Genomic DNA, 25,686 nt, shown 5'->3' on the forward strand with positions numbered 1-25,686 from the left:
TGGCATTGCGGAAGCGGCTGACGTCGTCGATCTCGGCATCGATCAGCCGGGCGAAGAACTCGCCAATGCCGGGGATCGTCTTCAACAGCTTCACATTGGCATTGGCCTTGGTCATCACCCGGATCGTCGTTTCCGACTGCTTGATCCGCTCGTTGATGTCGCCGATGAACGCGAGGCCGCGGTCGATTTGGACACGGTCAATGTCCGAGACGTTCACTTCGGCAAGCTGGATGCGGTCGGCCTTGCCAAACAGGTCGCCGAGTTTCTTCAGCTGGGCTGTTTGCTCCGGATACCGGTCAAACACCGTGACGATCCGGTTCTTGGTCATCGTGCGCAGTCTTACGTAAAACATCCGTTCGCGCAGCGCGACGCGAAGCTCCCGAGATTTTTCGCTGGGTGCCCAAGCCTCCGGCACCAGGTCGGCCCGCAGCAGATGCGCCAGTACCGTCGCATCGATCTTGTCGGTCTTGATCTTGGCGTCGGCGATCGCCTTGACCTTCAACGGGTGGGCGAGAACGACATCATCACAAATGTCGTCGAGCCAATCATACATCACCATCCAGTTGCGCGTCGCCTCGATGACCGCATGCGAGTTCTCGCGGTAGCGTTCGAGGAACCCGCCAAGCGAATGGCGATCGTTCTTAACCCGGCCGGAGCGCAGCGTCTTGCCGCTACTGTCCTGGACCACCAGGTGGCTGTAGGATTTGTGGTAATCGACGCCGATATGGTAATCATAAGAGGCAGTCATGCTTTCAACTCCCTTGTTGAGATCTGCGAAACCCCAACAGGATAAGCCGAAAGGCTGGAAGTGTGACTGTCCCTCGATCATTACCTGCATCTCACTGATCCGTTCTCTCAACGGGCGCGGCCTCTTTCATGCCACCTCCTTTTGCAGAACCAAGATACCTTCCAACTTGGCCAAATCACTTGAATCGAGATTGTTTGTTCCAATATGGCCTTAAGATGAACATGTCATGTGTGCACAAGCCATTAATCCGTCAATTATGGCAGGGCGCCTTCAATTTCGCGAGAATGCGGCATTGCGGCTGTTGAATTTAAATCGATTAGATAATAGACAAGGGCAGCGTGAAAATCGCATGCTGCCCACAAGCAGACTGATTTGCGCAAGAAGAGAAGAGAGCGATAGATGACCAGCCAGACAATTCCGGTAGAGCCTTTCGATTGCATCGTGTTCGGCGGTTCCGGCGATCTTGCCGAACGCAAGCTCATTCCGGCACTGTATCAGCGTCAGCGTGCAGGCCAGCTCACCGACCCAACGCGCATCATCGGCGCATCGCGCAGTGCCATGACCGATGAGGAATATCGGCAGTTCGCACGCGATGCCATCCACGAGCATGTGAAGGCTTCGGAAGTCGACGAGAAGGAAGTCGACAAGTTTCTCGCCCGTCTCAGCTATGTGGCGGTCGATGCCAAGTCCGAAGAGGGCTGGGATGCGCTCAAGACGCTGATCGGCAAGAAGCCGGAAAAGATTCGCGCTTTCTATCTCGCCGTCAGCCCCACGCTCTTCGGTGATATCGCCACGCGCCTCAAGGCGCATAGCCTGATTACCCGCGATACACGCATCATCGTGGAAAAGCCGATCGGTCGCGACCTCGAATCCGCCATGGCGCTCAATGATACGCTGGGCAGCGTTTTCCGCGAAGATCAGATTTTCCGCATTGACCACTATCTCGGCAAGGAAACCGTTCAGAACCTGATGGCGCTGCGCTTTGCCAATGCGCTTTATGAGCCGTTGTGGAACTCTGCCCATATCGACCATGTGCAGATCACGGTTGCCGAATCTGTCGGCCTTGAGGGCCGCGCCGGTTATTACGACACGGCAGGCGCGCTGCGCGACATGGTGCAGAACCACATTCTTCAGCTGCTCTGCCTTGTCGCCATGGAACCGCCATCCTCGCTGGAGGCCGATGCCGTCCATGACGAAAAGGTCAAGGTTCTGCGGTCCCTTCAGCCGATTACCAATGCAAATGTCGAAGACTTGACCGTTCGCGGCCAATATCGTGCGGGCGCATCCGCAGGCGGCCCGGTCAAGGGCTACCTGGAAGACCTCGAAAACAACACCAGCAACACCGAAACCTTTGTGGCGCTGAAAGCTGAAATCGCCAACTGGCGCTGGGCTGGCGTGCCGTTCTATCTGCGCACCGGCAAGCGTCTTGCCACGCGCGTTTCGGAAATCGTCGTCACGTTCAAGCCGATCCCGCACTCCATCTTCGGCGAAAGTGCTGGCAAGGTCATCGCCAACCAGCTTGTCATCCGCCTGCAACCGGATGAAGGCGTGAAGCAGTGGATGATGATCAAGGATCCGGGTCCGGGCGGTATGCGCCTGCGTCACGTGCCGCTGGATATGAGCTTTGCCGAATCTTTCAGCGAGCGCAATCCGGATGCCTATGAACGTCTCATCATGGATGTCGTTCGCGGCAACCAGACCCTCTTCATGCGGCGCGACGAAGTTGAGGCGGCATGGCGCTGGGTCGACCCGATCCTTCAGGGGTGGGAATTGAACAGCCAGCCTGTGCAGGGCTACACAGCAGGAACTTGGGGACCGTCATCGTCCATCGCGCTCATTGAGCGTGACGGACGCACATGGCACGAAAGCCTCTAAAAGCATTTCCAGCAAAAGTACGCAGCGGTTTTGCGTAGAATAATGCGAAAAACAAAGAGATAGAGCGGCTTCACGATTTTATCCGATTGAAACCGCTCTGGTTTCTGCTTTGGAAAGGTATGGAATGAGCATTGAACGGCACGATTTTACCAGCGGAACGGAACTGGCGCAGGCATTGTCGGAAGCCATTGCGAACAAGCTGAATGCCGCCATCGCTGAACGGGGACAGGCCACCTTGGCCGTCTCTGGCGGCACCACGCCGCTCAAGCTGTTCGAAGTGCTCTCCCGCAAGATGATCGACTGGAACCTCGTCACGATCACCCTTGTGGATGAGCGTTTCGTCCCCGTCGATAGCGACCGTTCCAACGAAAAGCTGGTGCGCGAGCATTTTTTGCGCGATCATGCGGGCGTGGCCAAATTCGTCGGCCTTTACAATCCGGCGGCGACGGCCGAAACGGCGGCGCTTGCTGCCGCCAGCCGCATCGATGCGTTGCGTCGTCCTTTCGACGTGGTGGTGCTTGGCATGGGCAATGATGGTCATACCGCCTCCTTCTTTCCCGGTGCCGACCGGCTTGATCAGGCGATCAACCCGGAAACAAGGGCGCTTGTGCTGCCGATCCATGCCGAAGGTGCTGGCGAAAAACGTCTGACCCTGACCCTTCCCATCATTGCCGAAGCCGACATGCTGGTTCTGCATATCGAAGGCGCTGCCAAGCAGGCAACGCTGGAAAAGGCGCTTTCCGGCGATGACGAGAATGAAATGCCCGTGCGGGCTGTCTTCCATCATGCGCGCACACCGATCCAGCTCTACTGGACAAGTTAAATTCGATTCAAGCCAGATTGGCACAGGTGATACCCATGCCCACCGAGACGGCACATAAACGCATTCAGGAAATCACCGCGCGCATTCGCGAACGGTCCAAGCCGACACGCGAAGCCTACCTTGGCCGTGTGCGAGAGGCTTCATCCAACAAGCCAAAGCGCGCCGTGCTGGGCTGTGCCAATCTCGCGCATGGTTTCGCCGCCTGCGGCCCGCACGACAAGGCGGCGCTGATCGGCGACGAGATTCCGAACCTCGGCATCATCACCGCCTATAACGACATGCTGTCGGCGCATCAGCCATTCGAAACCTTCCCGCAGCTTATCAAGCAGGCTGCACGTGAAGCGGGTGGCGTGGCGCAGGTTGCTGGCGGCGTGCCTGCCATGTGCGATGGGGTTACGCAGGGTTTTGCGGGCATGGAACTGTCGCTGTTCTCCCGCGAAGTGATTGCGATGGCAACCGCCGTCGGCCTGTCGCACGATATGTTCGATGCGGCCGTCTATCTCGGTGTCTGCGACAAGATCGTGCCCGGTCTCATCATTGGTGCGCTGACCTTCGGCCACCTGCCCGCCGTGTTCGTGCCTGCCGGGCCGATGACCAGCGGCCTGCCGAACGACGAAAAGGCCAAGACCCGCCAGCTCTATGCTGAAGGCAAGGTCGGGCGTGCCGAGCTGCTGGAATCGGAATCGAAGTCCTATCACGGTCCCGGCACCTGCACTTTCTACGGCACAGCCAATTCCAACCAGATGCTGATGGAAATCATGGGCCTGCATCTGCCGGGCGCATCCTTCATCAATCCGGGCACGCCGCTCCGCGACGCCTTGACCCGCGAGGCCGCCAAGCGCGCGCTGGCGATCACTGCCTGCGGCAATGAATATACGCCGGTCGGCGAGATGCTGGACGAGCGTTCCTTCGTCAATGGCGTCATCGGTCTGAATGCGACCGGCGGCTCGACCAACCATACCATCCACCTGATCGCCATGGCAGCTGCGGCCGGTATCAAGCTGACATGGCACGATATTTCCGAGATTTCGGATGTGGTTCCGCTTCTGGCACGCGTCTATCCGAATGGCCTTGCCGATGTGAACCATTTCCATGCCGCTGGCGGCATGGGCTTCCTGATCCGCGAACTGCTCGATGGCGGCATCCTGCATGAGGATGTGCGCACCGTGTTCGGCGACGGCTTGCGTCCTTACGCGATCGAACCGAAGCTTGGCGCCGATGGTACAGTCGTGCGTGAGCCGGCGCCGGAGAAAAGCGGCGACGACAAGGTTCTGGCCAAGATCCATACGCCATTCCAGCCGACCGGCGGCCTCAAGGTTCTGACCGGCAATATCGGCAATGCGATCATCAAGGTTTCCGCCGTGAAGCCGGAGCGCCAGGTCCTCGAAGCGCCCGCCAAGGTCTTCAACGATCAGGCAGAAATGCAGGCCGCGTTCAAGGCTGGCGAGCTGACCGGCGATTTCATCGCGGTGGTTCGCTATCAGGGGCCGAAAGCCAATGGTATGCCCGAGCTGCACAAGCTGATGACGGTTCTGGGCATTCTGCAGGATCGCGGCCAGCGTGTTGCCCTTGTTACCGACGGTCGCCTGTCCGGTGCATCAGGCAAGGTGCCCTCCGCTATCCACGTCACACCGGAGGCTCTCGATGGCGGCGCCATCGGAAAAATCCGCGACGGCGATGTCATTCGTCTGGATGCCGTGAACGGCACTCTGGAAGCTCTGGTCAATGTGGCCATGCTGAATGATCGTGGCGAAGACCGTCCCGATCTTTCAGGCAACGAGCATGGCATGGGGCGCGAATTGTTCCGCGCTTTCCGCCAAATCGCCGGACGGGCCGACGAAGGCGCTTCGGTGTTCTGAAAACAGTCCGAATGAAATTAAGGCAAAACAGCGATTTCAGCTGTTTTGCCTCTCAAACCATCAAAACCGGAATAAAACTGCGCAAAAAGCGCGGTTCAATTGTGTCAAAAAACTGGCTTTTTCACGCCAGCAGTGCGGCAGGCCGCAGTCAGCGTGTTGGCCATCAGCATGGCGATGGTCATCGGACCGACGCCACCTGGAACTGGCGTGATCGCTCCGGCAACTTTTTCGGCTTCCGCGAAATCGACATCGCCGACCAGTCGTGTCCTGCCTTCGCCCCGTTCCGGTGCCGGAATGCGATTGATACCGACGTCGATCACCGTTGCGCCCGGCTTGACCCAATCGCCCTTGACCATCTGCGGGCGTCCGACCGCCGCCACCAGAATATCCGCAGTGCGGGCAATCGCGGGCAGGTCTTTCGTGCGGCTGTGCGCAACCGTAACGGTTGCATTGGCAGCGAGCAGAAGATTGAACATCGGCTTGCCAACAATGTTGGAGCGACCGATTACCACGGCATTGAGACCCGAAAGATCACGACCATGGACGCGCTCAATCATGATCATCGCGCCCGCGGGCGTGCAGGGAACGAAAGCCGTTTCAACTTCGCCGGTGCCAAGCTTGCCGACATTGATAAAGTGAAAGCCATCGACATCCTTGTCGGGTGAAATGGTCTGGATCACCCGGCCCGAGTCGATGTGCTTCGGCAGCGGCAACTGCACCAGAATACCGTGAATGGCGGGATCGTTGTTCAAGCTCTCGATCAGGTCGAGAAGCTCCTGCTCCGACGCCGTTTCCGGCAGATCGTGCTGCACCGAGTGGAAACCGCATTCCTTGGCCTTCTTGCTCTTGGAAGCGACATAGACCTGACTTGCCGGGTCTTCACCGACAATCACCACCGCAATGCCGGGCACGATGCCGTTTGCGGCCACGAGCTTTTCGGTTTCGGTCTTCACCGTGGAAACCACATCCTCGGCGAGCTTTTTGCCATCAATCAATTGAGCCATAGCGAGCGCTCCGTTCTTTTGTGATATCGGGCTTAAGTGTCTGGGAGATACACGACATCTTTTTCGTACACATGCCCATAAGCGTCATGATGCCCGATGACAATTGGCGAATGCGCGACAATGCAGGATTTTATGAAGTTTCAGAACGGAAAGTCCTGCGAGAACCGGTCAGGACTTTGCGACACGGGATGAGCGCACATCATCGATGGCACGACCGAGGGCGGCATTTTCCGTGGTGCTGTTGATGCCTTCATTCTCGGCTTCCCAGCGCGCATTGGCTTCGCGGATAACGGCAGCAAGCCGGGTTTCGCCATAGGGTTCCAGAACCTCGTCCGGCTCGACTTCGCTTCTGACCGACGATCGGGGCTTGCGACCGGCCAGCATCATCGCAAGAAGGCCAAGCAAAAACCCGCCCAGCAATCCAAGGGCGATAAACCCTTGTGGAGAGAGAGTGCGCGGGCTCGGTTCCGCCATCGCTGGCGTAACGATCCGCACTGTCGCAGCAGACCCCGCCGAGGCAGGTTCGCCCCGTGCCGCACGCATCTGCAAATCTTCAAACAGCGCCTGCTTTGCCGCCACATCGCGTTCCAGCATCTGCAGGTGTGCTTTGTCTTCGTCCGTGGCAGGCGTCGAGCCGAAACCGGCAATGGCAGCTGCTGCCTTTTGCTCGCGTTCGACTGCATTCTTAAGATCGGCCTGTAACACACTACGTTGGCTGGAAATCTCCTTGTCGATTTCCGCTTCGATCTGGTTCGCGTCAGCCCCCTGCCCTGCAGCGCGATAACGCTCCACCAGAGCACCCAACGCTCCGGAACGCATGGATTCGGGCACGCCCTTACCGGCGAGGCTCTCCGCAGTCACGTCGTTCAGGCTGTTGGCCTCCGCTGCGATGCGTGCTGTCTCGGCCTTGCTGTCGGCGAACTCGCGTTGAAGCGCGGCCTTGTTGTCGTCATCGCCAAAATCCCGGCTGACGCGAAACGCAGTTGCAGCCTGCTGCGCCGCTTCGGCATCCGCCTCCAGACTTTGCAGACGCGCTGGAAGATCACCCGCAGACCCGTTTAACTCTTCGCCACCCTGCAGATGATCGCGAAACGCCTGCGCAACGGCATTGGCCAAAAGTGCGGCCGTTTCCGGCCTGTCAGCCGTGGCCTCGACATTCACCGTGCCACTGTCAAGCGCCTGTGTGAAATCAAGGCGCTGGCGCAGCAATTGCGCACCCGACATTTTTTTGTGTCCAGCCAGGGCCGGAGATTGCTGGTCTTCGGGCAGCAATCGGGTCAAGCGAAAGCGCAATTCTTCCAGAAATGAAGGCGCGCCGAGATCAACTGCACGTTCAATGCGCGCCATCTGTGCAGCACGCTCCAGAACGACATTCGAGGCAATTTCGCTGCGCCGCCCCGGCGGAAAAACCTGCAAGGATGCCGTCGCGCCATATTGGGGCGGTTCCAGAAGAGCATATGTGGTTCCGATAATTCCGCCCAACAGCGTGAAACCGGCCAGAAGCCCGAAGCGACGCCTGCGGCGCGGCGCTTGCACCGGCTGGCTTTCAGGTTTCGTGACAGGGGGTAAGGACGTTTCCGGCGTTGGCTCGGTCTTAATCGATGCACCGTCGAGATTGGCTTGCAGTGCCTCCCGCACGGCATTCATCCGGCCCTGCATATCCGCCTTCGGATCGATCCTTTCGCTCTCTTCGGCGTCTATCAGATCCTGTTTGCGGCGAAGCAATTCCTCCCGACGTCTTTGATGTTCTCGGTCTTCGTCGCTGTCTGCGGTCTCGCGTGCAAATGGCACAGGCTCAAGGAATTCCGGCGCATAGGCCAGAAGTGGGCGCACAGTCGCACGTCTCCTCTCTCCGTCCCGTTCCACCATCGCTCCGTCCCGCTTTTCACCCGTGATTATTGATCCAGATTAATATACATCATGGCAAATAAACCGTTAAAATTGCAATTATATGTATTGATTCATACAGATAAATCAGGAGACCGCCATGAGCGCCGAAACGGAATACCCGATCGATCCTGTCCGGCTTGGCGGCATAATCCAGTTTATCCAACACGCTGAACGACTGAAAAGCACTTTGCGTTCCGGCCATACCTCTCAGGGCCGACCGGAAAGCACAGCCGAACACAGCTGGCGGCTATGCCTGCTGGTGACGCTGTTTGACCGGGAGCTGGGTGATTGCGACCGGCTGAAACTCATCAAGATGTGCATCGTCCACGATCTGGGCGAGGCGATTTCCGGTGATGTGCCCGCTATCCATCAATCCGCCGATGATGGACGAGCCAAGCGCGAAAAAGCCGACCTCATAACGCTGTGCGCACCGCTGCCGGATGATCTCAGCGCAGAAATCATGGAGCTGTGGGCAGATTACAGCGAAGGCAAATCGACGGAAGCTATTTTTGCCAAGGGCTTCGACAAGCTCGAAACCATGATGCAGCACAATATCGGGCTCAATCCGCCGGATTTCGATTATGCGTTCAATCTCGATTACGGCGTCAAGCAGACGGCACGCCACCCGCTGCTGCGCCAGTTCCGCGAAATCGTGGATGCGGAAACCCGGCGTAATGCAGAAAAGCGTTAGAGCATTTCCTGTTTTGATTGAATCATCGGAAACACTCTATCTCTTTGTTTATACGCATGTCTTTATCTCAAAACTGGTTCACTTCTGGGAGACACGCTCTAACTCAACGTCGCGAAGTGGCGCAGTGTGAAGGTGATCTGGTAAACTAGCGCAACGGCGGCAAAAACCGCATGATAACGCCGGTTATCCCAGAACACCGCGATCAGACTGAACAGGATGAAGCAAGCGACCTGAATCGGATATTCGATTCCATAGACCCGGTAGTGGTCTGCTCCTTTCAGCAGCGTATCGATGAAATCAGCCACATAGACCAATGCCAGAATGCCGAAGAACCATTTGCGCCGAGAAATGAAATAGTCACGATAGCCTGTATATTCTTCCATACTGTCGGGGAAGAGCAGCGTGCAGAGCAGGAAATAGAGACCGGCGTAGAAAATAACGAACAGATATTTCTCGAAGGTCCAAAGCGGAATGGTTCGCAAGCTGAACTCGAACCACCAGAAATGAATGACCGAAAGCAGAATGAAACCCACCCATGCCAGATGAACCGGATAGATTTTCTGCTTGCCCGGATGCTGGATAAAGCGCGCTAGCCCGCTGAGAAGTCTGGAAACGCACAGGCCCAAGATCATGCCTATGATGATGCGGACGTGGCCGAAAGCTTCGGCTGGCGGCACACCCGTTGTCAAAGCCGGATCCATTCTTCCCCTCCGAAACTTCACTCAATTTTCGTTCATATTGGTCGAGATAGTTCGGGCAATCAATGATTTAACCTCAGAAATTCGTGGATACGCCGCATATACTTGCGCAGCGTAATAAGGCAGGGCTATACCATCGCGGACCATGTCCCAATGAAATCCAAAGGTGGAACAATCACTATGTATGACACGGTAATTCTGGTCGGTTGCGGCAATATGGGCTTCGCCATGCTGAAAGGCTGGCTCGATAGCGGTATCCTCAAGGCGAAAGACGTGTATGTCGTGGAGCCTACCGAAGCGCTTCGTGATCGCGCCGCCGGTGCTGGCGTCCATGCCTTTGCCGACGCTGAAGCCCTCCCCGGCGATCTGAAGCCCCGCATGGTTCTCGTCGCGGTCAAGCCGCAGGTCATGGCACAGGTTCTGCCAGCCTATAAGCGCTTCACGCCGGCTGCCACTTTCGTCAGCGTTGCAGCCGGTATTCCGGTCGCTCTTTTTGAAAGCAAGCTTGGTCACGATGCAGGTGTGCTACGCTGCATGCCGAACACGCCTGCCGCCATAGGCAAGGGGATGCTCGTCACCTACAAGAACGCCAATGTAACCGACGAGAACGAAGCCTTCGTCGCGCGCCTGCTTGAGACATCCGGCAAGGTCGCAAGTGTGGATGATGAAGCGCTGATGGACGTCGTAACCGCCGTTTCGGGTTCCGGGCCCGCCTATGTGTTCCACTTCATCGAAGCGCTGACCGACGCCGGTATGACCGCCGGTCTGCCGCATGAAACGGCCGCACTTCTAGCCATGCACACCGTAATGGGTGCAGGCGCTCTGGCCGTTGCCAGCACGGACACGCCGTCAAAGCTGCGCGAACAGGTGACCAGCCCGAACGGCACCACCGCTGCCGCGCTCGAAGTTCTGATGAGCGGCGACCGCCTCAAGACGCTGGTGGCCGAAGCCGTGGAAGCCGCCCGCAAGCGTTCGGTGGAACTGGGCAAGGTTTAAACGAATAGTCGCGGCACCGCCTCGATGAGCGCTTTGGTGACAGGCGCTTGCGGTGCCGTTATCAACTCCCGCGTCGGGCGGCATTCAACAATCTGCCCGCGCTCCATCACCGCAATACGGTCCGCCATCTGTGCCGCGACCGCCAGATCATGCGTGATGAAAAGATAGGCCGTCTGTTCGGTTTTCTGTATACCCCGCAGCAGGTTGAGAATGGCGCCGCGCAAGGTGACATCGAGCGCCGAAACCGCCTCGTCCAGCACGATCAGCGACGGAGTAGTCGCAAGCGCCCGCGCAATCGCGACGCGCTGGCGCTGCCCACCGGAAATCTCATGGACGCCGCGCCGTGCCAGCGCCGGATCAAGCCCGACCGTTTGCAGAAGGCTGGCAATATCGCGCTTCAGCCCATGAATGCGCAGCGGTTCGCGCAGAAGATCATAGACGCTCGCACGTGGATTGAAGGCCGAGAGGGGGTCCTGAAACACCATCTGCATGCGCGCGCGCTGCTTGCGGAGGCCGGTCCCCTTGAGCGCCAGCCAGTCCTCGGCTTCAAATCGGATTGTACCACTTGCAAGCGGGTGAAGCCGCAGTAGTGCCCGCGCCAGCGTGGACTTGCCGCTGCCAGACGGACCAACCAGCGCCAGTGTCTCGGCCGGCTGGATCGTGAGGCTGACACCGTCGAGCGCAAGGGCGTCGCCGTAGCGTAAAATGAGATCGTCGGCCTTCAGAAGTGGATCAACCATGAGCGGCTTCCAGCACCGGCACGGCAGCGATCAGCGCCTTCGTATAATCTGTTTGTGGGTCTGAAATGATCGTTCGAGCGGGGCCGAGTTCGATCAACTCTCCCTGACGGAAAACCGCGATGTGATCGGCCAATCCCGATGCCAGCGCAATGTCATGGGTGATGAAGATCAGCGTCATTCCATCAGCATGCACCAGTTCGCGCAAGAGAGAGACAATCTCCTTCTGCACAATAGTGTCGAGCGCGCTTGTCGGCTCATCCGCGATCAGCAAGCGTGGACCGGCGGCAATGGCGAGCGCAATCGCAATGCGCTGTTTCTGACCGCCAGAAAACTGATGCGGATAGCGCGAAAAACTTGCTTCAGGTTGCGGAATGTGAACCCGCTGTAAGAGGCTGACTGCTTTGGCTTTCGCTGCTGTTTTGTCGATTTTCGCATGGGCGCGAATGGTCTCGACAAGTTGCGCGCCAACCGTCATCAGCGGATCGAAGCTCGATGCCGGGTCCTGAAACACAAAGCCAATGTCGCGTCCCGGCTTCAACCTGTCCTCCGACCATTCCATATTGCCCGAAATGCGTGCGTTGGCTGGCAGGAGCGAGGCCAGCGCCAGTGCCAGCGTGCTTTTGCCCGAACCGCTTTCACCAATAATCGCCAGCGTTTCACCGCGCCGGACATCGAGATCGATATTCTCCAGCGCCGTTTCACGGCCATAGCGCACGGAAAGCTGTTTCAGCCGGATGATCACCGTCATGACTGCACCTCGCGACGGGACAAGGCGTTCGTCAGTCCCTCGCCCGCCAGATAGACGCCAACAACAGTCAAAGCTAGCGCCAGACCCGGCAGGATCGAAAGCCAGGGTGCAGAGCGCAGGACCGTGCGCCCCTCGGCAATCATACCGCCCCAGGTGACGCGGTTCGGATCGCCAAGGCCCAGAAAAGACAGAGCCGCTTCAATCAATATGGCGGAAGCGACAATCACCGGCACCAGCGCCAGAACCGGCGGCAGAGCGTTGGGCAGTATCTGGCGGAAAGCGATTTCCATCGGATGCATGCCGATGACGCGGGCGGAAGCCACGTAATCGCTTTCGCGGATTGTGAGCACCTGTGCGCGTGTGAGGCGCGCAGCCTGCGTCCAGCTAGAAAGCGCAATGGCAGCGATCAGCACTGGCAGCGACGGCCCGGCAATGCTGACGAGCGCCAGCGCCAGCAGAAAGCCCGGTACGGTCTGGAAGGTTTCCGTAATCCGCATCAGGACTTCATCGACGATACCGCCCGCAAAGCCGGCCAGCGTCCCGATAATACTACCGAGGATAATTGAGGCCAAGGCAGCGGCCAGCCCAACGCCAAGCGATGTGCGCGCACCATAGAAAAGCCCAGCCAGAACATCACGTCCAAGCCGGTCAGTTCCAAGAATAAAATCCGCATTATCAAAAGGCTGCAGCAATGGCGTTGAGACGATGCTTAAAGGATCAGCGGGAAAGATAAAAGGTGCGACAAGTGCCGCCAGCACAAGCAGCGCCAGCAGGATTATACCTGTTATACCCTCACCTGCTCTGAAATAACGTTTAGCTCCACTCATGCTCTGCCGCCTCCAGCCGCGATACGCGGGTCGAGCCAGAGATAGATCATGTCGATAAGGAAATTGACCACGATCACCATGACGGCGCTGACCAGAATGACGCCGAGCAGAAGCGGCGTGTCACGACTTGCGACAGCCTCCTGCGCCAACCGTCCCAGCCCCGGCACGGCGAAAACGCTTTCGATCACCACGCTGCCGCCAAGCATGGATGCAGCCTGCAAGCCCAGCACGGTAACGAGCGGCAGCAGTGCATTCCGCGTCACGTGACGCAGGACAATGTGCGAATGCGAAATGCCCCTCGCCCGCAAGGCGCGCACGAAATCCATGCGCCAAACCTCAGCCATGGCAGAGCGCATGACACGAAGGTAAAGCGCCAGATAGATTACCGCCAGCGAGACGACCGGCAGCACCAGATGGACCGCAATATCGCCTGTCCGCGCCAGCCCGTGCTTGCCGGAAGCGATTGTTTCGATGCCGCTCGACGGCAACCAGCGCAGCCTGATCGAAAACAGGATGACCAGCACGAGCGCCAGCCAGAAACCGGGGATCGCATAGAGAACCAGCGATGCCACTGAAAGAAACCGGTCGCGAAAGCTTCCGGGCCTGGCACCAGCCACAATGCCGAGGAGCGACCCCACGGCAAAAGACAAGGCGGTCGCCGCCCCCATCAAAAGAAGCGTGTTGGGCAGGCGCTCCAGAATAACATCGAGAATAGGCCGGTTGAAACTGACGGACCAGCCGAGATTACCCTGCGCAAGCGCTGCCAGATAGGCCCCGAGCCGATGCCAGACCGACTGATCCAGCCCCCATCGCGCTCGCATCTCGGTAATCGTTGCCGCATCGCCGCCAAATGTCACGGCATAGGCGTCGACGGCATCGCCCGGTGCGCTTTCTGCCAGGAAAAAACAACCGATAATGACAATCAGCAGCACCATAATGCTGCCGACCAATCGTTTGCGGAAAAGGGCCAGAATCTGTTTCACGGTGGTAGGATACAATCAATCCACGAGGTTCGTCACTGTTCCAGCCACGTATCCGCCCAGTTGGAAACTGCCCAACGCGGATTGCTGGAAACATTCTTCACGCGGTCGCTCGCGACGGTGATGAAACCCCATTCCGCAACATTGATGAGCGGCAAATCTGCGTCCACCATCTGCTGGAACTGATGATAGAGCGCCGTGCGCTTTTTCTCATCGATCTCGCGTGCGGCTTTGGCGATCAGCGTGTCCAGTTCAGCATTGGCATAGCCGCCCTGATTGGAAAACGGCACGCCGACCGGGATACCGCCCTCAACCAGAATTGTCGTGGATATGGCTGGATCACCACGATAAACCGTCGGCGCAATGGCCAGATCAAAATCGTGGTCAGTGTAAACTGCCTTCTGGTGCGCGGCGGAATCGTTGTTGACGATGCGCGCATCGATGCCGACTGCAGCGAGCGCCTGACGCAGATAATCGCCGAACTGCTTCGTTTCGTTGAAATAGGGCGCTGGGAGAAGCTTGAGCGTGAAGCGCGTTCCGTCCTTGCCCCGCTCGTAACCAGCCTCGTCCAGAAGCGCATTCGCTTTCGCGACGTCGAACGGATAGGGCGGCACGTCATCGGTATAGAACTGGCTGTCATAACGCGGCACAGGACCGGTCGAGGTCTTGGCGTAACCGAGGAAAATTGTCTTCACCACGAAATCGCGATCGATGGCATGGGCGATTGCCTGCCGAACCTTCAGGTTCGCCAGTTCCTTGCGGCGGTGGTTGATTTCCACCACGAGCTGGTAGGTCAGCGCCTCATAGCCCTTGGAGATGACCGTGAGGCCCGGAACCTTCGAAATGCGGTCCAGATCGGCGAGCGGCACGGCGGAAAAGGCGGCGAGGTCGATTTCTTCGGCCTCCAGCGCGCCTGCCGCTGCGGCACGGTCCGGCAACACGCGATAGACAATCTCGTCCAGATAAGGCTCACCCTCGCCCCAATAAGCGTCGTTACGTGTCAGCCGGTAATATTCGCCGGTCTTATGTTCGGCATATTTGAACGGGCCGGTGCCTACGAGCTTTTCATTGGCTGGATTAGCCATGACGTCACTGCCCGCAAAGACATGCTTCGGCAGCACTGCCGTCAGCGCCGGCAGGGCATTGCGGATAAGCTGGAAGGGCGTCGGCTCGGAGAAATGGAAAACGGCAGTGAGGTCATCCGGCGTTTCGACCTTCTCCAGCGCCTTGAACACAACACGGCCCAAGTTTTGCAGCGGTTTCCAGATTTCCATGGCCGAGAACGCAACATCCGCCGATGTGAACGGCTTGCCGTCATGCCATTTAACGCCTTCGCGCAGACGGAACCTCACCGTCAGCCCGTCGGCGGAGCCTTCCCAGCCTGTCGCAAGCCGTGGCGCGAGACCATTTTCGCCCTCGAAGGACGCTTCCGCCAGAGGTTCGATCACCTTGCTTGCGACGAAGAAAACGCCATTGGAGGCCACGATGGCCGGGTTCAGATTACGTGGCTCTGAATCTGCGGCCACGACCAGCCGCCCGCCTTTCTGCGCTTCACCAGCCGCATTCGACCGTTGCGGCCAGACGGCGACAGCGGCCAAAGCGGTCGATCCCGCCAGAAAAGCCCTACGTGACAGAACCAGTTGAGCCATATCCATTGCCCCGCAATCACATTTTCATTTGACGACTTTTTATACCAGTCACCCGTAAATGACAGGATCAAAACCTGTTACCGGAACAATAAATATCGAAAGACACTTCGCTTTCCGGCATCTTTAACCGTCAAGTAAAAATAATATTTCAATTATTTGCTAGCTTATTATTGAAGTATTTCAACCTATGCGTTTGAATTATTTTTTCGATTAAACCCAATTTAAAGAAAATCGCCTCTTGCCAAACAGGCCTTCTTCCGTAGATCATGGTTAATTATGTGTTGTCGTATTTCGTGAGCTTCATTTCGACACGGCACGCATAGACCACTGAAGAGCAATTCATGGCTCTTATTTGAATGCATTTGTGCGCCCCATTTCATTCATCTGGCGGCAAATGCCCCTGAAAGCTGAACCCATTGGAAGAGAGGAAACAGAAATGTCTAGTTTGCTGCCCCCGCTTCATGACGGTCACGCACCGATCTATCTGCATCATGCATTCCAGGATGCGGTCGATGCTTATGAAGATTGGGCTCTGGAAACGACCGAACCGTCCGTTCAGGTCAACGGCAAGGTCACACGGATCAGTGTCATCTTCCGCCGCCTGTGGAACTGCACCGACATGGTGCCGCGCCACACGCTGGAAGCGCTGAGGGATATCGTTCCGACCGGCATCATCCATGCTGAACATTGGAAGGAAACGCCCACATTTGCAGAAGCTGCCCGCATCATGCGTGCCGCTCTGGAAGGGCGCAAGGCACGACGGCTCCCGGTCGTGTGCTGATTTCCTGAAACCCATAAAGGAAACGGGCGGATTTTCCGCCCGTTTTGCATTCAACTGCTGATCCTTCGACAAGCTCAGGATGAGGTTCGACAGTTCTGGATGAAGGAAGCCGAGCCTATGCAGCCACCAGCGCTTAAGAGCCTGAATCAAAAAGCTGCATGTGTGTGCGAAAATGGTGATTTTCGAGTACCGGAGCGCAGTGTACTTTTGAGCATGGCCCCCAAAAGTTGCAGACTTTTCGGATAAGACTATGCACCAGAGAAAGCTACATGAGCGCCGGAACGCAGACAAATTGCCATTTGCAGCCACACAGGATGGCTTTTGGAACAGGCTCTAAACAACAGGATCAAGTTTGCGGAAGCGCACGCGGGCGCTGCGTTCGATAGCGGCAACGGTCAGTTCATCCAGTGTCCAGCGGTCACGCAGCATCTGGAGAAATTCCAGTTCTTCCTGCTCCACATGCAGATCGGCAGCAGCGACTTCGACAGCCAGCGCATAGGCCGTATCGTAGAGACGTTCCGGCAGTGCTTCATGGGCAAGGTCGAGAATTTTTTCCAGGCCGTCTTCATCGGCAAGAAGCGCATAGCAATCATTGGCAATCTGCGGCAGGCGCCCGGTATCGAAACCGCGGAAAACCGGCAGGCGCGTCACCACATTGCCGATGGATTCCAGCTCGGCATCGGTCATGGTGGTGTCGGCGGCAGACGTCGTAATCATAATATAGACGAGTGCATCCTGCTGGGTGATCTTTTTCATCGGGTACTCCTGCACAACAATAGCCGGAATCAACTTCAACGGCCCAAATTGTTTTGAAAGTTAGGAAGCCGCATCCCGTTGCGCAAGGAAATTCGGTCGCAACCGTTGACGGACAGTGGTTGCCGCGCCATAGAGCAGTATGCGCCTCCGCTGCGCGCAAGTTTTCAATGAATAAACTTTCTTCACAGGATTAAACCATGACCTCGCACCGCCTTCCCGAAATCACGCTGACCCCGGAACTGACCGCGGCGGCTGCGGAAGCGAAAGCATGGCCTTTTGAAGAAGCGAAGAAAATCCTCAAGCGCTATGCAAAGACCAGCCTGCCGGAAACGGTGATTTTCGAGACCGGTTATGGCCCTTCCGGCCTGCCGCATATCGGCACGTTCGGCGAAGTGGCGCGTACCTCTATGGTGCGCCACGCCTTTCGCATCCTGACCGAAGACAAGGTCAAGACACGCCTGATCTGCTTCTCGGACGATCTCGACGGCATGCGCAAGATCCCGGACAACGTGCCGGACAAGGCAGCCCTTGAACCCTATCTGCAGATGCCGCTTTCCGCCGTTCCGAACCCGTTCGGTGGCGAATACAAGAGCTTTGCGGACCATAACAACGCCATGCTGTGCCGCTTCCTCGACACTTTCGGCTTCGATTATGAATTCGCCAGCGCGACGGAATATTACCAGTCCGGCAAGTTCGACGCCGTGCTTCTCAAGGCCGTCGAGCGCTATGACGACATCATGAAGGTGATGCTGCCGACGCTCGGCGAAGAGCGTCAGGCGACCTATAGCCCATTCCTGCCGATCTCGCCGAAGTCCGGTCGCGTGCTTTATGTGCCGATGAAGAGCGTGGATGCCAAGGCTGGCACCATCACGTTCGACGATGAGGACGGCGTTGAAACCACGTTATCCGTCACAGGCGGCAAGGTGAAGCTGCAATGGAAGCCGGATTTCGGCATGCGCTGGGCAGCGCTCGGCGTCGATTTCGAGATGTTCGGCAAGGACCACCAGACCAATGCGGGCGTTTATGACCGCATCTGCGAAATTCTCGGTGGACGCGCGCCGGAACATTTCGTCTACGAACTGTTCCTTGACGAGCTAGGCCAGAAGATTTCCAAGTCCAAGGGCAACGGCATTTCCATCGATGAATGGCTGGCTTATGCGCCGACTGAAAGCCTTGCGCTTTACAATTTTCAGAAGCCGAAGACCGCCAAGCGGCTTTACTTCGATGTCATCCCGAAGGCGGTGGACGAATATTTCACCTATCTCTCGGCCTATGAGCGTCAGGAATGGAAGGACCGGCTGAACAATCCGGTCTGGCACATTCATTACGGCAACCCGCCGAAGGTGAACCTGCCAGTCACTTTCGCGCTGATGCTCAATCTGGTCAGCGCATCGAATGCCGAAAATCCAGCTGTACTGTGGGGGTTCATCTCGCGCCACGTGCCGGGCGTTACGCCGGAAAACAATCCGGAACTCGACGCGCTCGTCGGCTATGCGATCCGTTACTTCAACGATTTCGTGAAGCCGACCAAGCAGTTCCGCGCGCCGGACGATGTGGAACGCGCAGCGCTCGAAGCGCTCGATGCGAAGCTCGCAACGCTGCCTGCCGGCACTGATGGCAACGACATCCAGAACGCCATTCTTGACGTCGCCCGTGCCATTGAGCGTTATCAGGACCACACCAAGAAAAGCCCGGAAGGCGGTCCCGGCGTTTCGGTTTCCTTCTTCCAGATGCTCTATGAAGTGCTGATCGGTCAGGAACGCGGACCGCGTTTCGGCTCCTTCGTCGCGCTTTACGGCATCGACGAAACCCGCGCGCTGATCAAAAAGGCGCTGGCTGGCGAACTGGTCTAAGCGTCAAGACAAGAAGCGAAACAGCCCCGGTTTTCCGGGGCTTTTTTCATTGGATGACCGACGTTGCCCTGGGTCACATACCCATGCGCTGAACAAGTTCTTGCTGATAGCGCCTGATCTGCGGGCTCTGCGCGGTTTCAATAACCTCCGCCGCCCAGCTGCTATCTGTCACTCGACCCCAATATGCCTGGGATGATGAGCAACCACGCTTCCTATGCTGAATCAATCCTGTTGAGGAGCCATGGTGGCACTCCCGGTCACCTATTCACTTCTGCGCTCCCGCGCTGGAGTATTTCAAAGTAAGTTTAAATATACTCTTGATTGCCATTTTCATCTTTTCTTGTATTAACATATGTTAACCTGGAATAATCTCTATTAAATAACGGCACCGGAATATAAACCAAAGATTATTTGGTAATCCCACCATCATCTGTGATAGGATGTATGGATAGTATCCAATCTTCACACACAGTGCGAGCATCCCTTTACTCCATCGAATGCTAGGTTCGATGGACATTCGGAACTGTCGAGAAGACCTCCGGCGATTGAAGAAACGGAGCCTGCAGTGTCAACCGGGTTTGAAAAGATACGGCGCACAGTGCGCAGACGTCGAACCATGATCATCGTGGCCAAACATACGCTCGTGCGGACATCCATCGTGAAATTCCTGGAATACGAACTTGCCGATTGTAATGTTGTTGGCATGGCCTCTTTGACAGAACTGGTCAAAGCCAGTAGACGTGACATAGCTCTCATTGCGTTGGATCTGGGAGGCAGGGCGATGGATAGCTCCGCACTGCGGGAAGAGCTCCTCGTCGTTGAGAGCCACTTTCAAGCGGCGTCGATTGCCCTTTTCTCTGACAAGGACGATGTTCTGCTGGAGTCACAAGCAATTAAAATGGGCGTGCGAGGGTTCTTTACGTCATCCCTTCCGGTAGAGATCGCTCTGGCTGGCATTCGGCTGGTGCTCGCGGGAGGCATATTCTGTCCGCATCCGCAGGGCGCTCAGAGTACGATTCAAACTACGATCTCCCTCAAGGACAGATCAGCGACTGAACCGGCCGACGATGGAACCGATAGTGTGAACTACAGCTGGTGCCAGCCAGCCATTACCGGTTTCACACCACGGGAAGTCGATGTTCTGACTGAGTTGCAGCGCGGTCATTCAAACAAGGTCATTGCTGAGAAGCTCAATCTTTCCGGCAATACCGTGAAGATGCACTTGCAGCATATTATGCGTAAACTACATGTTCAGAACAGAACAGAAGTCGTTCTGTTGCTTGGTGCCAAAGCGACTGCCAATGGGAGCGCCATTCAATAGGCGCAGATAATTCAGTTTTCGCGGAAAGCCCGGTGAAAACTGTCCAGCAATGGCCTGACAGCATAAAGTGCGACACTGCTTTCCCCGGTTTCTATCAGGGCCTGCACAGGCATTCCGGGGATCATTTCCACGTCTCCGGCCTGCATCAGTTCATCGTCGGTCACGCGGATCGTCGCGGCATAATAGGGCTGCCCGGTCTGTTTATCGATAAGCCGGTCGGCCGAAACATATGTCACTTGTCCTTCCAGAAGAGGCACGCGTCGTTGATCATAGGGCAAAAGATGCACCTGAGCGTTCAAGCCGGGACGCACAAGGTTGATATCCTCGGGCCGAACATGCGCTGATACGATCATGTTGCCATCCTGCGGCACCAGATCCAGCAACGGCTCGCCTGCCCCGATAACACCGCCCGTCGTGTGAATGCGCAAATCCATGACAATCCCGTTCTCGGGCGCCTTGATATCTGTCCGGATCAGTTGATCATTGATTGCGCGATATCGTTCGCTTAACAGGAAAAGCTGGTTTTCGGTCTCGCGCAGATCTTTTGCGATCTCGTTCTGGCGATCACTCTCCAGCTTGACGAGATTGGCCTGCGCTTCATTGATCACCTGATAAGCGCGGGACATCTGAGCTATGGTCTCTCCCAGCTGTCCATCCAGATCAGCTTTCTCGCGTGCGAGATTCAATACGCTCGTTTTGCGCTCGAGCCCCTTTTTCACAAGCGGATTTATCATGTCCAGTTGCTGGCGCGTGATCTCGATGCGGGACGACAAGGCCATTTTTTGCGCCGCCAATCCGGTTATCTCTTCCTTCACCTGCCCCATTTTCTCGTGCGTTATGGCAATTTCAGATCGATAGACGTCGCGACGGGCTTCAAATATTCTTCGTTGTCCGACGACAATGGCGTTGACGGCCGGGTTATGCGGCGCGAGTTGTTCCAGCTCCGGTGGAAACAAAAGTTGCATCTCGTTCGCCTGTTCAGCGACCAGCCGAGCCCGGCTCGCCTGTGCGTCCCACAGCTGTCCCTGAATGCCAACGAGCTCCGTCCTGGGTTTTGTATCGTCCAGCTTGATCAGAATCTGACCGTTGGAAACCAAATCTCCATTGTGGACATAGATCTGCTGAACAATACCGCCTTCCAGATGCTGAATGGTCTTGCGGCTGGATTCCGCTTCGACAATACCCACAGCGACCGCCGCACTTTTAAGCGGTGCGAAAACTGCCCATATTCCGAAGCCTGCAACGAATATCAATACGAGCAGGTTGCCTGTCCAGGCCACGCCGCGCAGCCTTGGCCGTGATGTCAGCGGCGTTGGCAAAGTGTTTTTCCCAGGCAGCAACAGCGGGAAAGACGGGAGCTTCAGCTGTATTGCCCGCAAATGAGCCAGCAGCAGCGAATACTTCAACGCATTTGCTACCTTCACCGGGAGTTCGATGGGAACGAGGGTCATGACGAGGCATCCCTTACGGTCCAGTTTTCGCGGGGACGCGAAGGAAAGCATCGAAGATTTTCTCGCTATCTCCAAAAGCGCTCACCATACCGTCGCGCATCACAGCGATTTTGTCGGTCACGGGCAGAATGCCCATTCGATGCGTGATGATCACAATTGTAATTTGCCTGCACTTCATGCGCTCTATGGCGTCGAACAACAGCCGCTCACCCTCATAGTCGAGACTGGAATTCGGATCATCAAGGACCACAAGAGGAGGGTTGCCATAGGCTGCGCGCGCCAGTCCCAATTGCTGGCGTTGCGCCCGCAGAAGCAAGGCGCCACCTTCGCCGATATCGGTTTCGTATCCCTGCGGCAATCGCATGATTGTCTCATGCAGTCCGACGAGCTTGGCAGCTTCGATAACCTTACGCGGATCCGAGCTGTCGAGCCGCCCGATGACGTCTTTGATCGCACCGCCGAAAAGTTCAATATCCTGCGGGAGATAGCCGATATGGCGGGCATTGTCGCAATGGCGAAGCAGTGAAATATCAATGCCACCCAGAAGAGCACACCCACACGTGGGCCGCGAAACGCCGGCCAGAATTCGTCCGAGAGTCGACTTGCCCGATCCAGAAGGGCCAATCAAGGCAACACAATCGCCAGGAGCAACCTGAAACGATACGCCTCGCAGAATGAACCGATCCGATGAGGGGAACCGATAGCCGACATTGTCGAGAACGAGCTGGCCCTTGGGCTCCGGTAGCAGAATGGTTCGCTTGTTGTCTCCGGGTGCAACCAGAGTGAGCATCTTGTTCAGGCGGTTGAATGCGCCGCGCACGAAAGCCAGTGCCCGCCACGCGCCTATGGCTCCTTCTACAGGTGCCAGTCCACGCCCCAGCAACAGACTGGCGACAAAAATAATTCCGGGGTTGCTGTTGTTCTGGAGGACGAGCCATGTCGCGGCTCCCATCATCAAAATTTGCGTCAACGCACGCACCGATTTCGAGAATGCCTGAAGTACCTCTGTTCGACGTACCACCCCGTCCTGAGCCGCTCTGACAGCCTCGGCATCCCGGTAAATGAGGTGAGCCGCGCCATGTTGCATCCCCATCGCGCGGATTACACCGATATATTTGAGAGCCATTGTGAAGCGGGAATAGCTTCGTGCCTGCGCAATATTTGCCTGTTCATTCAATTCGCGCGTCGTGAATTCATTCAACAAGGCCAAAAGCAGCAGGCACAATGCACTGCTCAAGCCGATAAACCCGAGGAGCGGATGAACCAGAAAAAGCAGCACAAGAAAAACTGGGGCCCAGGGAATATCGAACAATAGTGCACATGATGGGGAATCCAGAAACTGGCGCAACACGGAAAGGTCACGATAATTTTCAGCGGCTGTTCCGGCATCGGTGCGCGCCGCATATTCGAAGGATGCATTCATGACGACAGGACGCAATTGACGATCGAGCCAGCTACCGATCCGGGAAAGCGCGGCGCGGCGTACGATATCGAACAGAGACCCGACAATAACGGCTATCGCGATGATGATCGTCAGCATCAGCAAAGTATCAACACTGCGGCTCGACAGAACACGATCATAAATCTGAAGAAGATAGAGGGAGGGAGCAAGCAGAAAAATATTGTAGCCGCAACTATAGGCGAAGACCAAACCGAAGGCACCGGCACACCGACGCAAGGCAGCGACCAATGGGGTCACCGTATAGCGCGCTTGCGTAAATGCCGCTGTCATGTGTCGTCTCCGTCGAGATCTCCATTGTTATCGTAGGTTCACAATACCCATTGGCCTGCGAGGCAATGTCAGCGTATCGGCAATTCCGGGTAAAATGGGGAGCAACGATTTCAACCATCGCTCCCAAGTCGGATTTCTCGACTACGCAGAAAAACCCAATTGCCGATCACAGCGGCAAGTGGCTCAGATCGATATCGTGAAAATTGTCGTTAAAGCTGTCGATAAAGTTCGCTATATCGTTGGTCGTCGTAGTGGTTGTTGTGGTCGTCGTTTCCGGATTGGAGTGCACGAGCGCAGAGGAAATATCACCGCCGCGAGCCATGTTCCCATCGCCGCCGTTGCCACCGACCCCTGCAAGGATCGTTGCGTGCTGGTCGGCCAGAAGTTCGGTATATTGAACGGCACTGGTGTCCGCCTGACCGGCTGCTACATTGCCGCCGCTCGAAGAACCCAGACTGCCGTTGGAATTCGCGTCGCCGCCAGCACCGCCTGCACCATTGTTGGTGATGTTGGCGAGAAAGCCATTCGCTGCATCGGCTCCGCCGCCATCTCCGGCATGGCCTGCGTCCCAAGTGGCGTTTAACCAGGGGGAATCGCCACTATGCACATCAACGGCTGCGCCTGTTACGTTTTGCGTATTGGCCACGACTGCACTTGGATTGTAATTGATATTCCCAAAATTATAGCCGTCAGCACCGTTACCGGCATTAGCGTCGCCTGCATAAACGTCACTGAGATGGATTGTGTCGGAAACTCTCGGAATAGGCATTGTTTAATTCCTCCCTGTTGAGCCCCAGCCCTGTTTCGGATTGAACATCAGTCTTGGTGGTCGGCATTCCCAGATAAGAGATTGGCAAAATCGCGTTACCGACCGCGTTCCAAAGAGTGCGCGTGTTGATGTTGCGGGACTAGCTAGAAATTCGGGTACCTACTTTAGGGTGGGCCAGACCGGAATGTATCAAGCGTGAAGAAGGCCAAGAATGTCGCTTGCAAGAAGCGCATCATGGCTTGTGTCGGTCAGATTGTCGTAGCCGCCTGAACCACCGATACCGGCAATCTGTAGAGCATGCTGATCGACAAGCAGATGGTCTAACTGCTGGGCATCAGCGGTTCCGCCAGCGGGAACTGCAATATTGATCGGGTGGAAATACCCGATATTCACGTCCACCATACTGCCCAGGGAAACACTGTCACCACCGCTTCCTGCAGCTGTATTGCCGGTGAAAATTGTGTCCGAGGCCATGTTGAAGCCGCCGCCATTACCGCCGATCCCGGCAATCTGCGTGCCGCCCTGATCGAAAATCACGTTGTTTGTCTGGTGCGCCTCTGCATTGCCGCCAGCAGCAGCGACAGCGATATTGATGGGGGAGAAAATCGCCACGTTCACATCGATCATGGTGCCGGCAAAAACACCCGCGCCACCATGACCCGCATAATTATCACCGGTGAAATAATAGGAATTTCCAGCGTCTGTATGTATCGGAGAGGCCGAAACAGACCCGGCAGCATTATGGTCTCCACCCGAGCCTCCAATACCCGCCATCTGGTCCGCGCCTTGCAGGAAGGCAGCGTTGTTGGTCTGGTTGGCAGACGCTACGGAATTGGATCCGCCTGCAACCGCAGCATTGACGGGAGCAAAAACCGCGACGTCGGAGCTGACAAGTCCGCCAAAGAAAACCCCGTCGCCACCGCTTCCTGCATGATTGGAGGTCGCGCCTTCTGTACCTCCGATCACGGCGTTGCCGTTTCCGCCGTCTCCCCCCATTCCAGCCATTTCAACGACATGCTGATTAATCAATGCATTGTTGAACTGGTCCGCGCCCGCCCCGGCTCCCGGACCGGCAACTGCCGTATTGGACGGAACGAACACAGCGGATGCGTCGCTGCTTATCACACCGACGCTCAGTCCCATTCCACCGCTTCCGGCGGAATTGCCGGTTGTGCCTGAAGCGACACCGAAAGGGAGCCATGTTGGCACGAGCGCCAGGTGTCCGGCTGCGATAGTTAAAGACGTACCTTGAACACCACCTGCAGTGAGGGTCTCGTTGGATATGGGACGTAGTTCATTCATCACCATTTCTCCTCGCCGGGCCCAATTCCCAATGGTGTTGAGAAATATTCGGCTCCATGGCTATTGTGCCGTCAAATGACGCAAAAGAAGAGCCGGTAATTTGTCTACATCTGTTTAGGTGTAATGCACCCTTCGGGTTCCGTGCGGGTAACTTGAGCTTATATGTATCCGCTGCAGGAAACCTGCTCTGCGC

General features: G+C 56.7%; 22 protein-coding genes. 8 read left to right on the plus strand and 14 right to left on the minus strand.

Translation table 11 applies throughout. The annotated features are described in order from the left end of the window. On the minus strand, nt 1-748 hold a 748-nt coding region (locus tag AAE521_RS19605), incomplete at its 3' end, for an IS110 family transposase (RefSeq protein ID WP_342062198.1). Nucleotides 749-1,147: 399 nt separating this feature from the next. Here AAE521_RS19605 and zwf point away from each other — a divergent pair. From zwf to edd, 3 genes are all read left to right on the plus strand, one after another. Beyond that, the gene (zwf, locus tag AAE521_RS19610; RefSeq protein ID WP_071631271.1) at nt 1,148-2,623 is read left to right on the plus strand and encodes a glucose-6-phosphate dehydrogenase; all 1,476 of its coding nucleotides are present in this window, start codon (nt 1,148-1,150) and stop codon (nt 2,621-2,623) included. Nucleotides 2,624-2,747: 124 nt separating this feature from the next. Beyond that, nucleotides 2,748-3,446 (plus strand): 6-phosphogluconolactonase, encoded by a 699-nt coding sequence (gene pgl, locus AAE521_RS19615; protein WP_342062199.1) that lies wholly within the window; start codon nt 2,748-2,750, stop codon nt 3,444-3,446. A gap of 35 nt (nt 3,447-3,481) precedes the next feature. Further along, the gene (gene edd / locus AAE521_RS19620) at nt 3,482-5,305 is read left to right on the plus strand and encodes a phosphogluconate dehydratase (RefSeq protein ID WP_071631269.1); all 1,824 of its coding nucleotides are present in this window, start codon (nt 3,482-3,484) and stop codon (nt 5,303-5,305) included. A 104-nt stretch (nt 5,306-5,409) separates the two neighbouring features. Here the strand turns inward: edd and folD are convergent, their stop codons facing one another. After that, entirely contained in the window at nt 5,410-6,309 is a 900-nt protein-coding gene (gene folD, locus AAE521_RS19625) for a bifunctional methylenetetrahydrofolate dehydrogenase/methenyltetrahydrofolate cyclohydrolase FolD (RefSeq protein ID WP_071631268.1), read from the minus strand. Between the two features lie 168 nt (nt 6,310-6,477). Next, entirely contained in the window at nt 6,478-8,178 is a 1,701-nt protein-coding gene (locus AAE521_RS19630; protein ID WP_071631267.1) for a GumC domain-containing protein, read from the minus strand. 118 nt (nt 8,179-8,296) lie between these two features. On the opposite strand from AAE521_RS19630, the gene AAE521_RS19635 reads away from it, so the two are divergent. Continuing rightward, entirely contained in the window at nt 8,297-8,890 is a 594-nt protein-coding gene (locus AAE521_RS19635; protein WP_071631266.1) for an HD domain-containing protein, read from the plus strand. Nucleotides 8,891-8,988: 98 nt separating this feature from the next. On the opposite strand, the gene AAE521_RS19640 is transcribed toward AAE521_RS19635, so the two are convergent. Next, a complete protein-coding gene (locus AAE521_RS19640) occupies nt 8,989-9,591 on the minus strand; it encodes a hypothetical protein (RefSeq protein ID WP_071631265.1) in 603 nt (200 codons plus the stop codon). Between the two features lie 177 nt (nt 9,592-9,768). Here AAE521_RS19640 and proC point away from each other — a divergent pair, with 177 nt between their 5' ends. Then, nucleotides 9,769-10,584, plus strand: coding sequence for a pyrroline-5-carboxylate reductase (gene proC, locus AAE521_RS19645; RefSeq protein ID WP_071631264.1), 816 nt, complete (start codon nt 9,769-9,771; stop codon nt 10,582-10,584). On the opposite strand, the gene AAE521_RS19650 is transcribed toward proC, so the two are convergent. Genes AAE521_RS19650 through AAE521_RS19670 form a run of 5 tightly spaced genes read right to left on the minus strand, consistent with a single transcriptional unit; the run spans nt 10,581 to nt 15,528 of the window. Beyond that, nucleotides 10,581-11,324, minus strand: a complete 744-nt coding sequence (locus tag AAE521_RS19650) for an ABC transporter ATP-binding protein (RefSeq protein WP_071631263.1) — start codon at nt 11,322-11,324, stop codon at nt 10,581-10,583. The two genes, proC and AAE521_RS19650, sit on opposite strands and share 4 nt — an antisense overlap. Next, nucleotides 11,317-12,072 (minus strand): ATP-binding cassette domain-containing protein, encoded by a 756-nt coding sequence (locus AAE521_RS19655; RefSeq protein ID WP_342062200.1) that lies wholly within the window; start codon nt 12,070-12,072, stop codon nt 11,317-11,319. The genes AAE521_RS19650 and AAE521_RS19655 overlap by 8 nt, the downstream gene beginning before the upstream one ends. Next, the gene (locus AAE521_RS19660) at nt 12,069-12,899 is read right to left on the minus strand and encodes an ABC transporter permease (RefSeq protein ID WP_071631261.1); all 831 of its coding nucleotides are present in this window, start codon (nt 12,897-12,899) and stop codon (nt 12,069-12,071) included. The genes AAE521_RS19655 and AAE521_RS19660 overlap by 4 nt, the downstream gene beginning before the upstream one ends. Beyond that, nucleotides 12,896-13,897, minus strand: a complete 1,002-nt coding sequence (locus AAE521_RS19665; protein WP_071631260.1) for an ABC transporter permease — start codon at nt 13,895-13,897, stop codon at nt 12,896-12,898. The genes AAE521_RS19660 and AAE521_RS19665 overlap by 4 nt, the downstream gene beginning before the upstream one ends. A 17-nt stretch (nt 13,898-13,914) precedes the next feature. After that, the gene (locus tag AAE521_RS19670) at nt 13,915-15,528 is read right to left on the minus strand and encodes an ABC transporter substrate-binding protein (protein WP_071631363.1); all 1,614 of its coding nucleotides are present in this window, start codon (nt 15,526-15,528) and stop codon (nt 13,915-13,917) included. A gap of 436 nt (nt 15,529-15,964) precedes the next feature. Between AAE521_RS19670 and AAE521_RS19675 the strand changes: the two genes are divergently transcribed. Continuing rightward, complete coding sequence (locus AAE521_RS19675) at nt 15,965-16,309, plus strand: BRA0787 family protein (RefSeq protein ID WP_010659156.1); 345 nt, start codon at nt 15,965-15,967, stop codon at nt 16,307-16,309. A 333-nt stretch (nt 16,310-16,642) separates the two neighbouring features. Here the strand turns inward: AAE521_RS19675 and AAE521_RS19680 are convergent, their stop codons facing one another. After that, entirely contained in the window at nt 16,643-17,065 is a 423-nt protein-coding gene (locus tag AAE521_RS19680; RefSeq protein ID WP_010659157.1) for a tellurite resistance TerB family protein, read from the minus strand. A gap of 197 nt (nt 17,066-17,262) precedes the next feature. On the opposite strand from AAE521_RS19680, the gene AAE521_RS19685 reads away from it, so the two are divergent. Both AAE521_RS19685 and AAE521_RS19690 read left to right on the plus strand, forming a co-directional pair. Beyond that, complete coding sequence (locus AAE521_RS19685) at nt 17,263-18,918, plus strand: lysine--tRNA ligase (RefSeq protein ID WP_071631259.1); 1,656 nt, start codon at nt 17,263-17,265, stop codon at nt 18,916-18,918. 616 nt (nt 18,919-19,534) lie between these two features. Then, nucleotides 19,535-20,239 carry a LuxR C-terminal-related transcriptional regulator gene (locus AAE521_RS19690; protein ID WP_342062201.1) on the plus strand — a complete coding sequence of 235 codons (705 nt, stop codon included), beginning with the start codon at nt 19,535-19,537 and terminating at the stop codon, nt 20,237-20,239. Nucleotides 20,240-20,250: 11 nt separating this feature from the next. Here AAE521_RS19690 and AAE521_RS19695 read toward each other — a convergent pair whose 3' ends face one another. From AAE521_RS19695 to AAE521_RS19710, 4 genes are all read right to left on the minus strand, one after another. Continuing rightward, complete coding sequence (locus tag AAE521_RS19695; RefSeq protein ID WP_071631362.1) at nt 20,251-21,690, minus strand: HlyD family type I secretion periplasmic adaptor subunit; 1,440 nt, start codon at nt 21,688-21,690, stop codon at nt 20,251-20,253. A gap of 13 nt (nt 21,691-21,703) precedes the next feature. Continuing rightward, complete coding sequence (locus AAE521_RS19700; RefSeq protein WP_342062202.1) at nt 21,704-23,422, minus strand: type I secretion system permease/ATPase; 1,719 nt, start codon at nt 23,420-23,422, stop codon at nt 21,704-21,706. A 166-nt stretch (nt 23,423-23,588) separates the two neighbouring features. Continuing rightward, nucleotides 23,589-24,191 (minus strand): PE-PGRS family protein, encoded by a 603-nt coding sequence (locus tag AAE521_RS19705; RefSeq protein ID WP_071631256.1) that lies wholly within the window; start codon nt 24,189-24,191, stop codon nt 23,589-23,591. Between the two features lie 189 nt (nt 24,192-24,380). Continuing rightward, nucleotides 24,381-25,493: a hypothetical protein gene (locus tag AAE521_RS19710; protein ID WP_071631255.1), complete on the minus strand. Its 1,113-nt coding sequence runs from the start codon at nt 25,491-25,493 to the stop codon at nt 24,381-24,383. Between the last annotated feature and the right edge of the window lie 193 nt (nt 25,494-25,686).

The sequence above is a fragment of the Brucella cytisi genome, from assembly GCF_038433355.1.
GTDB lineage: Bacteria > Pseudomonadota > Alphaproteobacteria > Rhizobiales > Rhizobiaceae > Brucella > Brucella cytisi.

Excerpts from the sequence above, each read along its gene's own strand:
- AAE521_RS19660 (WP_071631261.1), bottom strand. The coding sequence starts at position 12,899 with ATGAGTGGAGCTAAACGTTATTTCAGAGCAGGTGAGGGTATAACAGGT.
- folD (WP_071631268.1), bottom strand. The coding sequence starts at position 6,309 with ATGGCTCAATTGATTGATGGCAAAAAGCTCGCCGAGGATGTGGTTTCC.
- AAE521_RS19640 (WP_071631265.1), bottom strand. The coding sequence starts at position 9,591 with ATGGATCCGGCTTTGACAACGGGTGTGCCGCCAGCCGAAGCTTTCGGC.
- pgl (WP_342062199.1), top strand. The coding sequence starts at position 2,748 with ATGAGCATTGAACGGCACGATTTTACCAGCGGAACGGAACTGGCGCAG.
- AAE521_RS19675 (WP_010659156.1), top strand. The coding sequence starts at position 15,965 with ATGTCTAGTTTGCTGCCCCCGCTTCATGACGGTCACGCACCGATCTAT.
- AAE521_RS19655 (WP_342062200.1), bottom strand. The coding sequence starts at position 12,072 with ATGACGGTGATCATCCGGCTGAAACAGCTTTCCGTGCGCTATGGCCGT.
- AAE521_RS19670 (WP_071631363.1), bottom strand. The coding sequence starts at position 15,528 with ATGGCTCAACTGGTTCTGTCACGTAGGGCTTTTCTGGCGGGATCGACC.
- AAE521_RS19630 (WP_071631267.1), bottom strand. The coding sequence starts at position 8,178 with ATGGTGGAACGGGACGGAGAGAGGAGACGTGCGACTGTGCGCCCACTT.
- AAE521_RS19700 (WP_342062202.1), bottom strand. The coding sequence starts at position 23,422 with ATGACAGCGGCATTTACGCAAGCGCGCTATACGGTGACCCCATTGGTC.
- AAE521_RS19635 (WP_071631266.1), top strand. The coding sequence starts at position 8,297 with ATGAGCGCCGAAACGGAATACCCGATCGATCCTGTCCGGCTTGGCGGC.
- zwf (WP_071631271.1), top strand. The coding sequence starts at position 1,148 with ATGACCAGCCAGACAATTCCGGTAGAGCCTTTCGATTGCATCGTGTTC.
- AAE521_RS19650 (WP_071631263.1), bottom strand. The coding sequence starts at position 11,324 with ATGGTTGATCCACTTCTGAAGGCCGACGATCTCATTTTACGCTACGGC.
- AAE521_RS19680 (WP_010659157.1), bottom strand. The coding sequence starts at position 17,065 with ATGAAAAAGATCACCCAGCAGGATGCACTCGTCTATATTATGATTACG.
- proC (WP_071631264.1), top strand. The coding sequence starts at position 9,769 with ATGTATGACACGGTAATTCTGGTCGGTTGCGGCAATATGGGCTTCGCC.
- AAE521_RS19685 (WP_071631259.1), top strand. The coding sequence starts at position 17,263 with ATGACCTCGCACCGCCTTCCCGAAATCACGCTGACCCCGGAACTGACC.
- edd (WP_071631269.1), top strand. The coding sequence starts at position 3,482 with ATGCCCACCGAGACGGCACATAAACGCATTCAGGAAATCACCGCGCGC.
- AAE521_RS19705 (WP_071631256.1), bottom strand. The coding sequence starts at position 24,191 with ATGCCTATTCCGAGAGTTTCCGACACAATCCATCTCAGTGACGTTTAT.
- AAE521_RS19710 (WP_071631255.1), bottom strand. The coding sequence starts at position 25,493 with ATGAATGAACTACGTCCCATATCCAACGAGACCCTCACTGCAGGTGGT.
- AAE521_RS19695 (WP_071631362.1), bottom strand. The coding sequence starts at position 21,690 with ATGACCCTCGTTCCCATCGAACTCCCGGTGAAGGTAGCAAATGCGTTG.
- AAE521_RS19690 (WP_342062201.1), top strand. The coding sequence starts at position 19,535 with ATGATCATCGTGGCCAAACATACGCTCGTGCGGACATCCATCGTGAAA.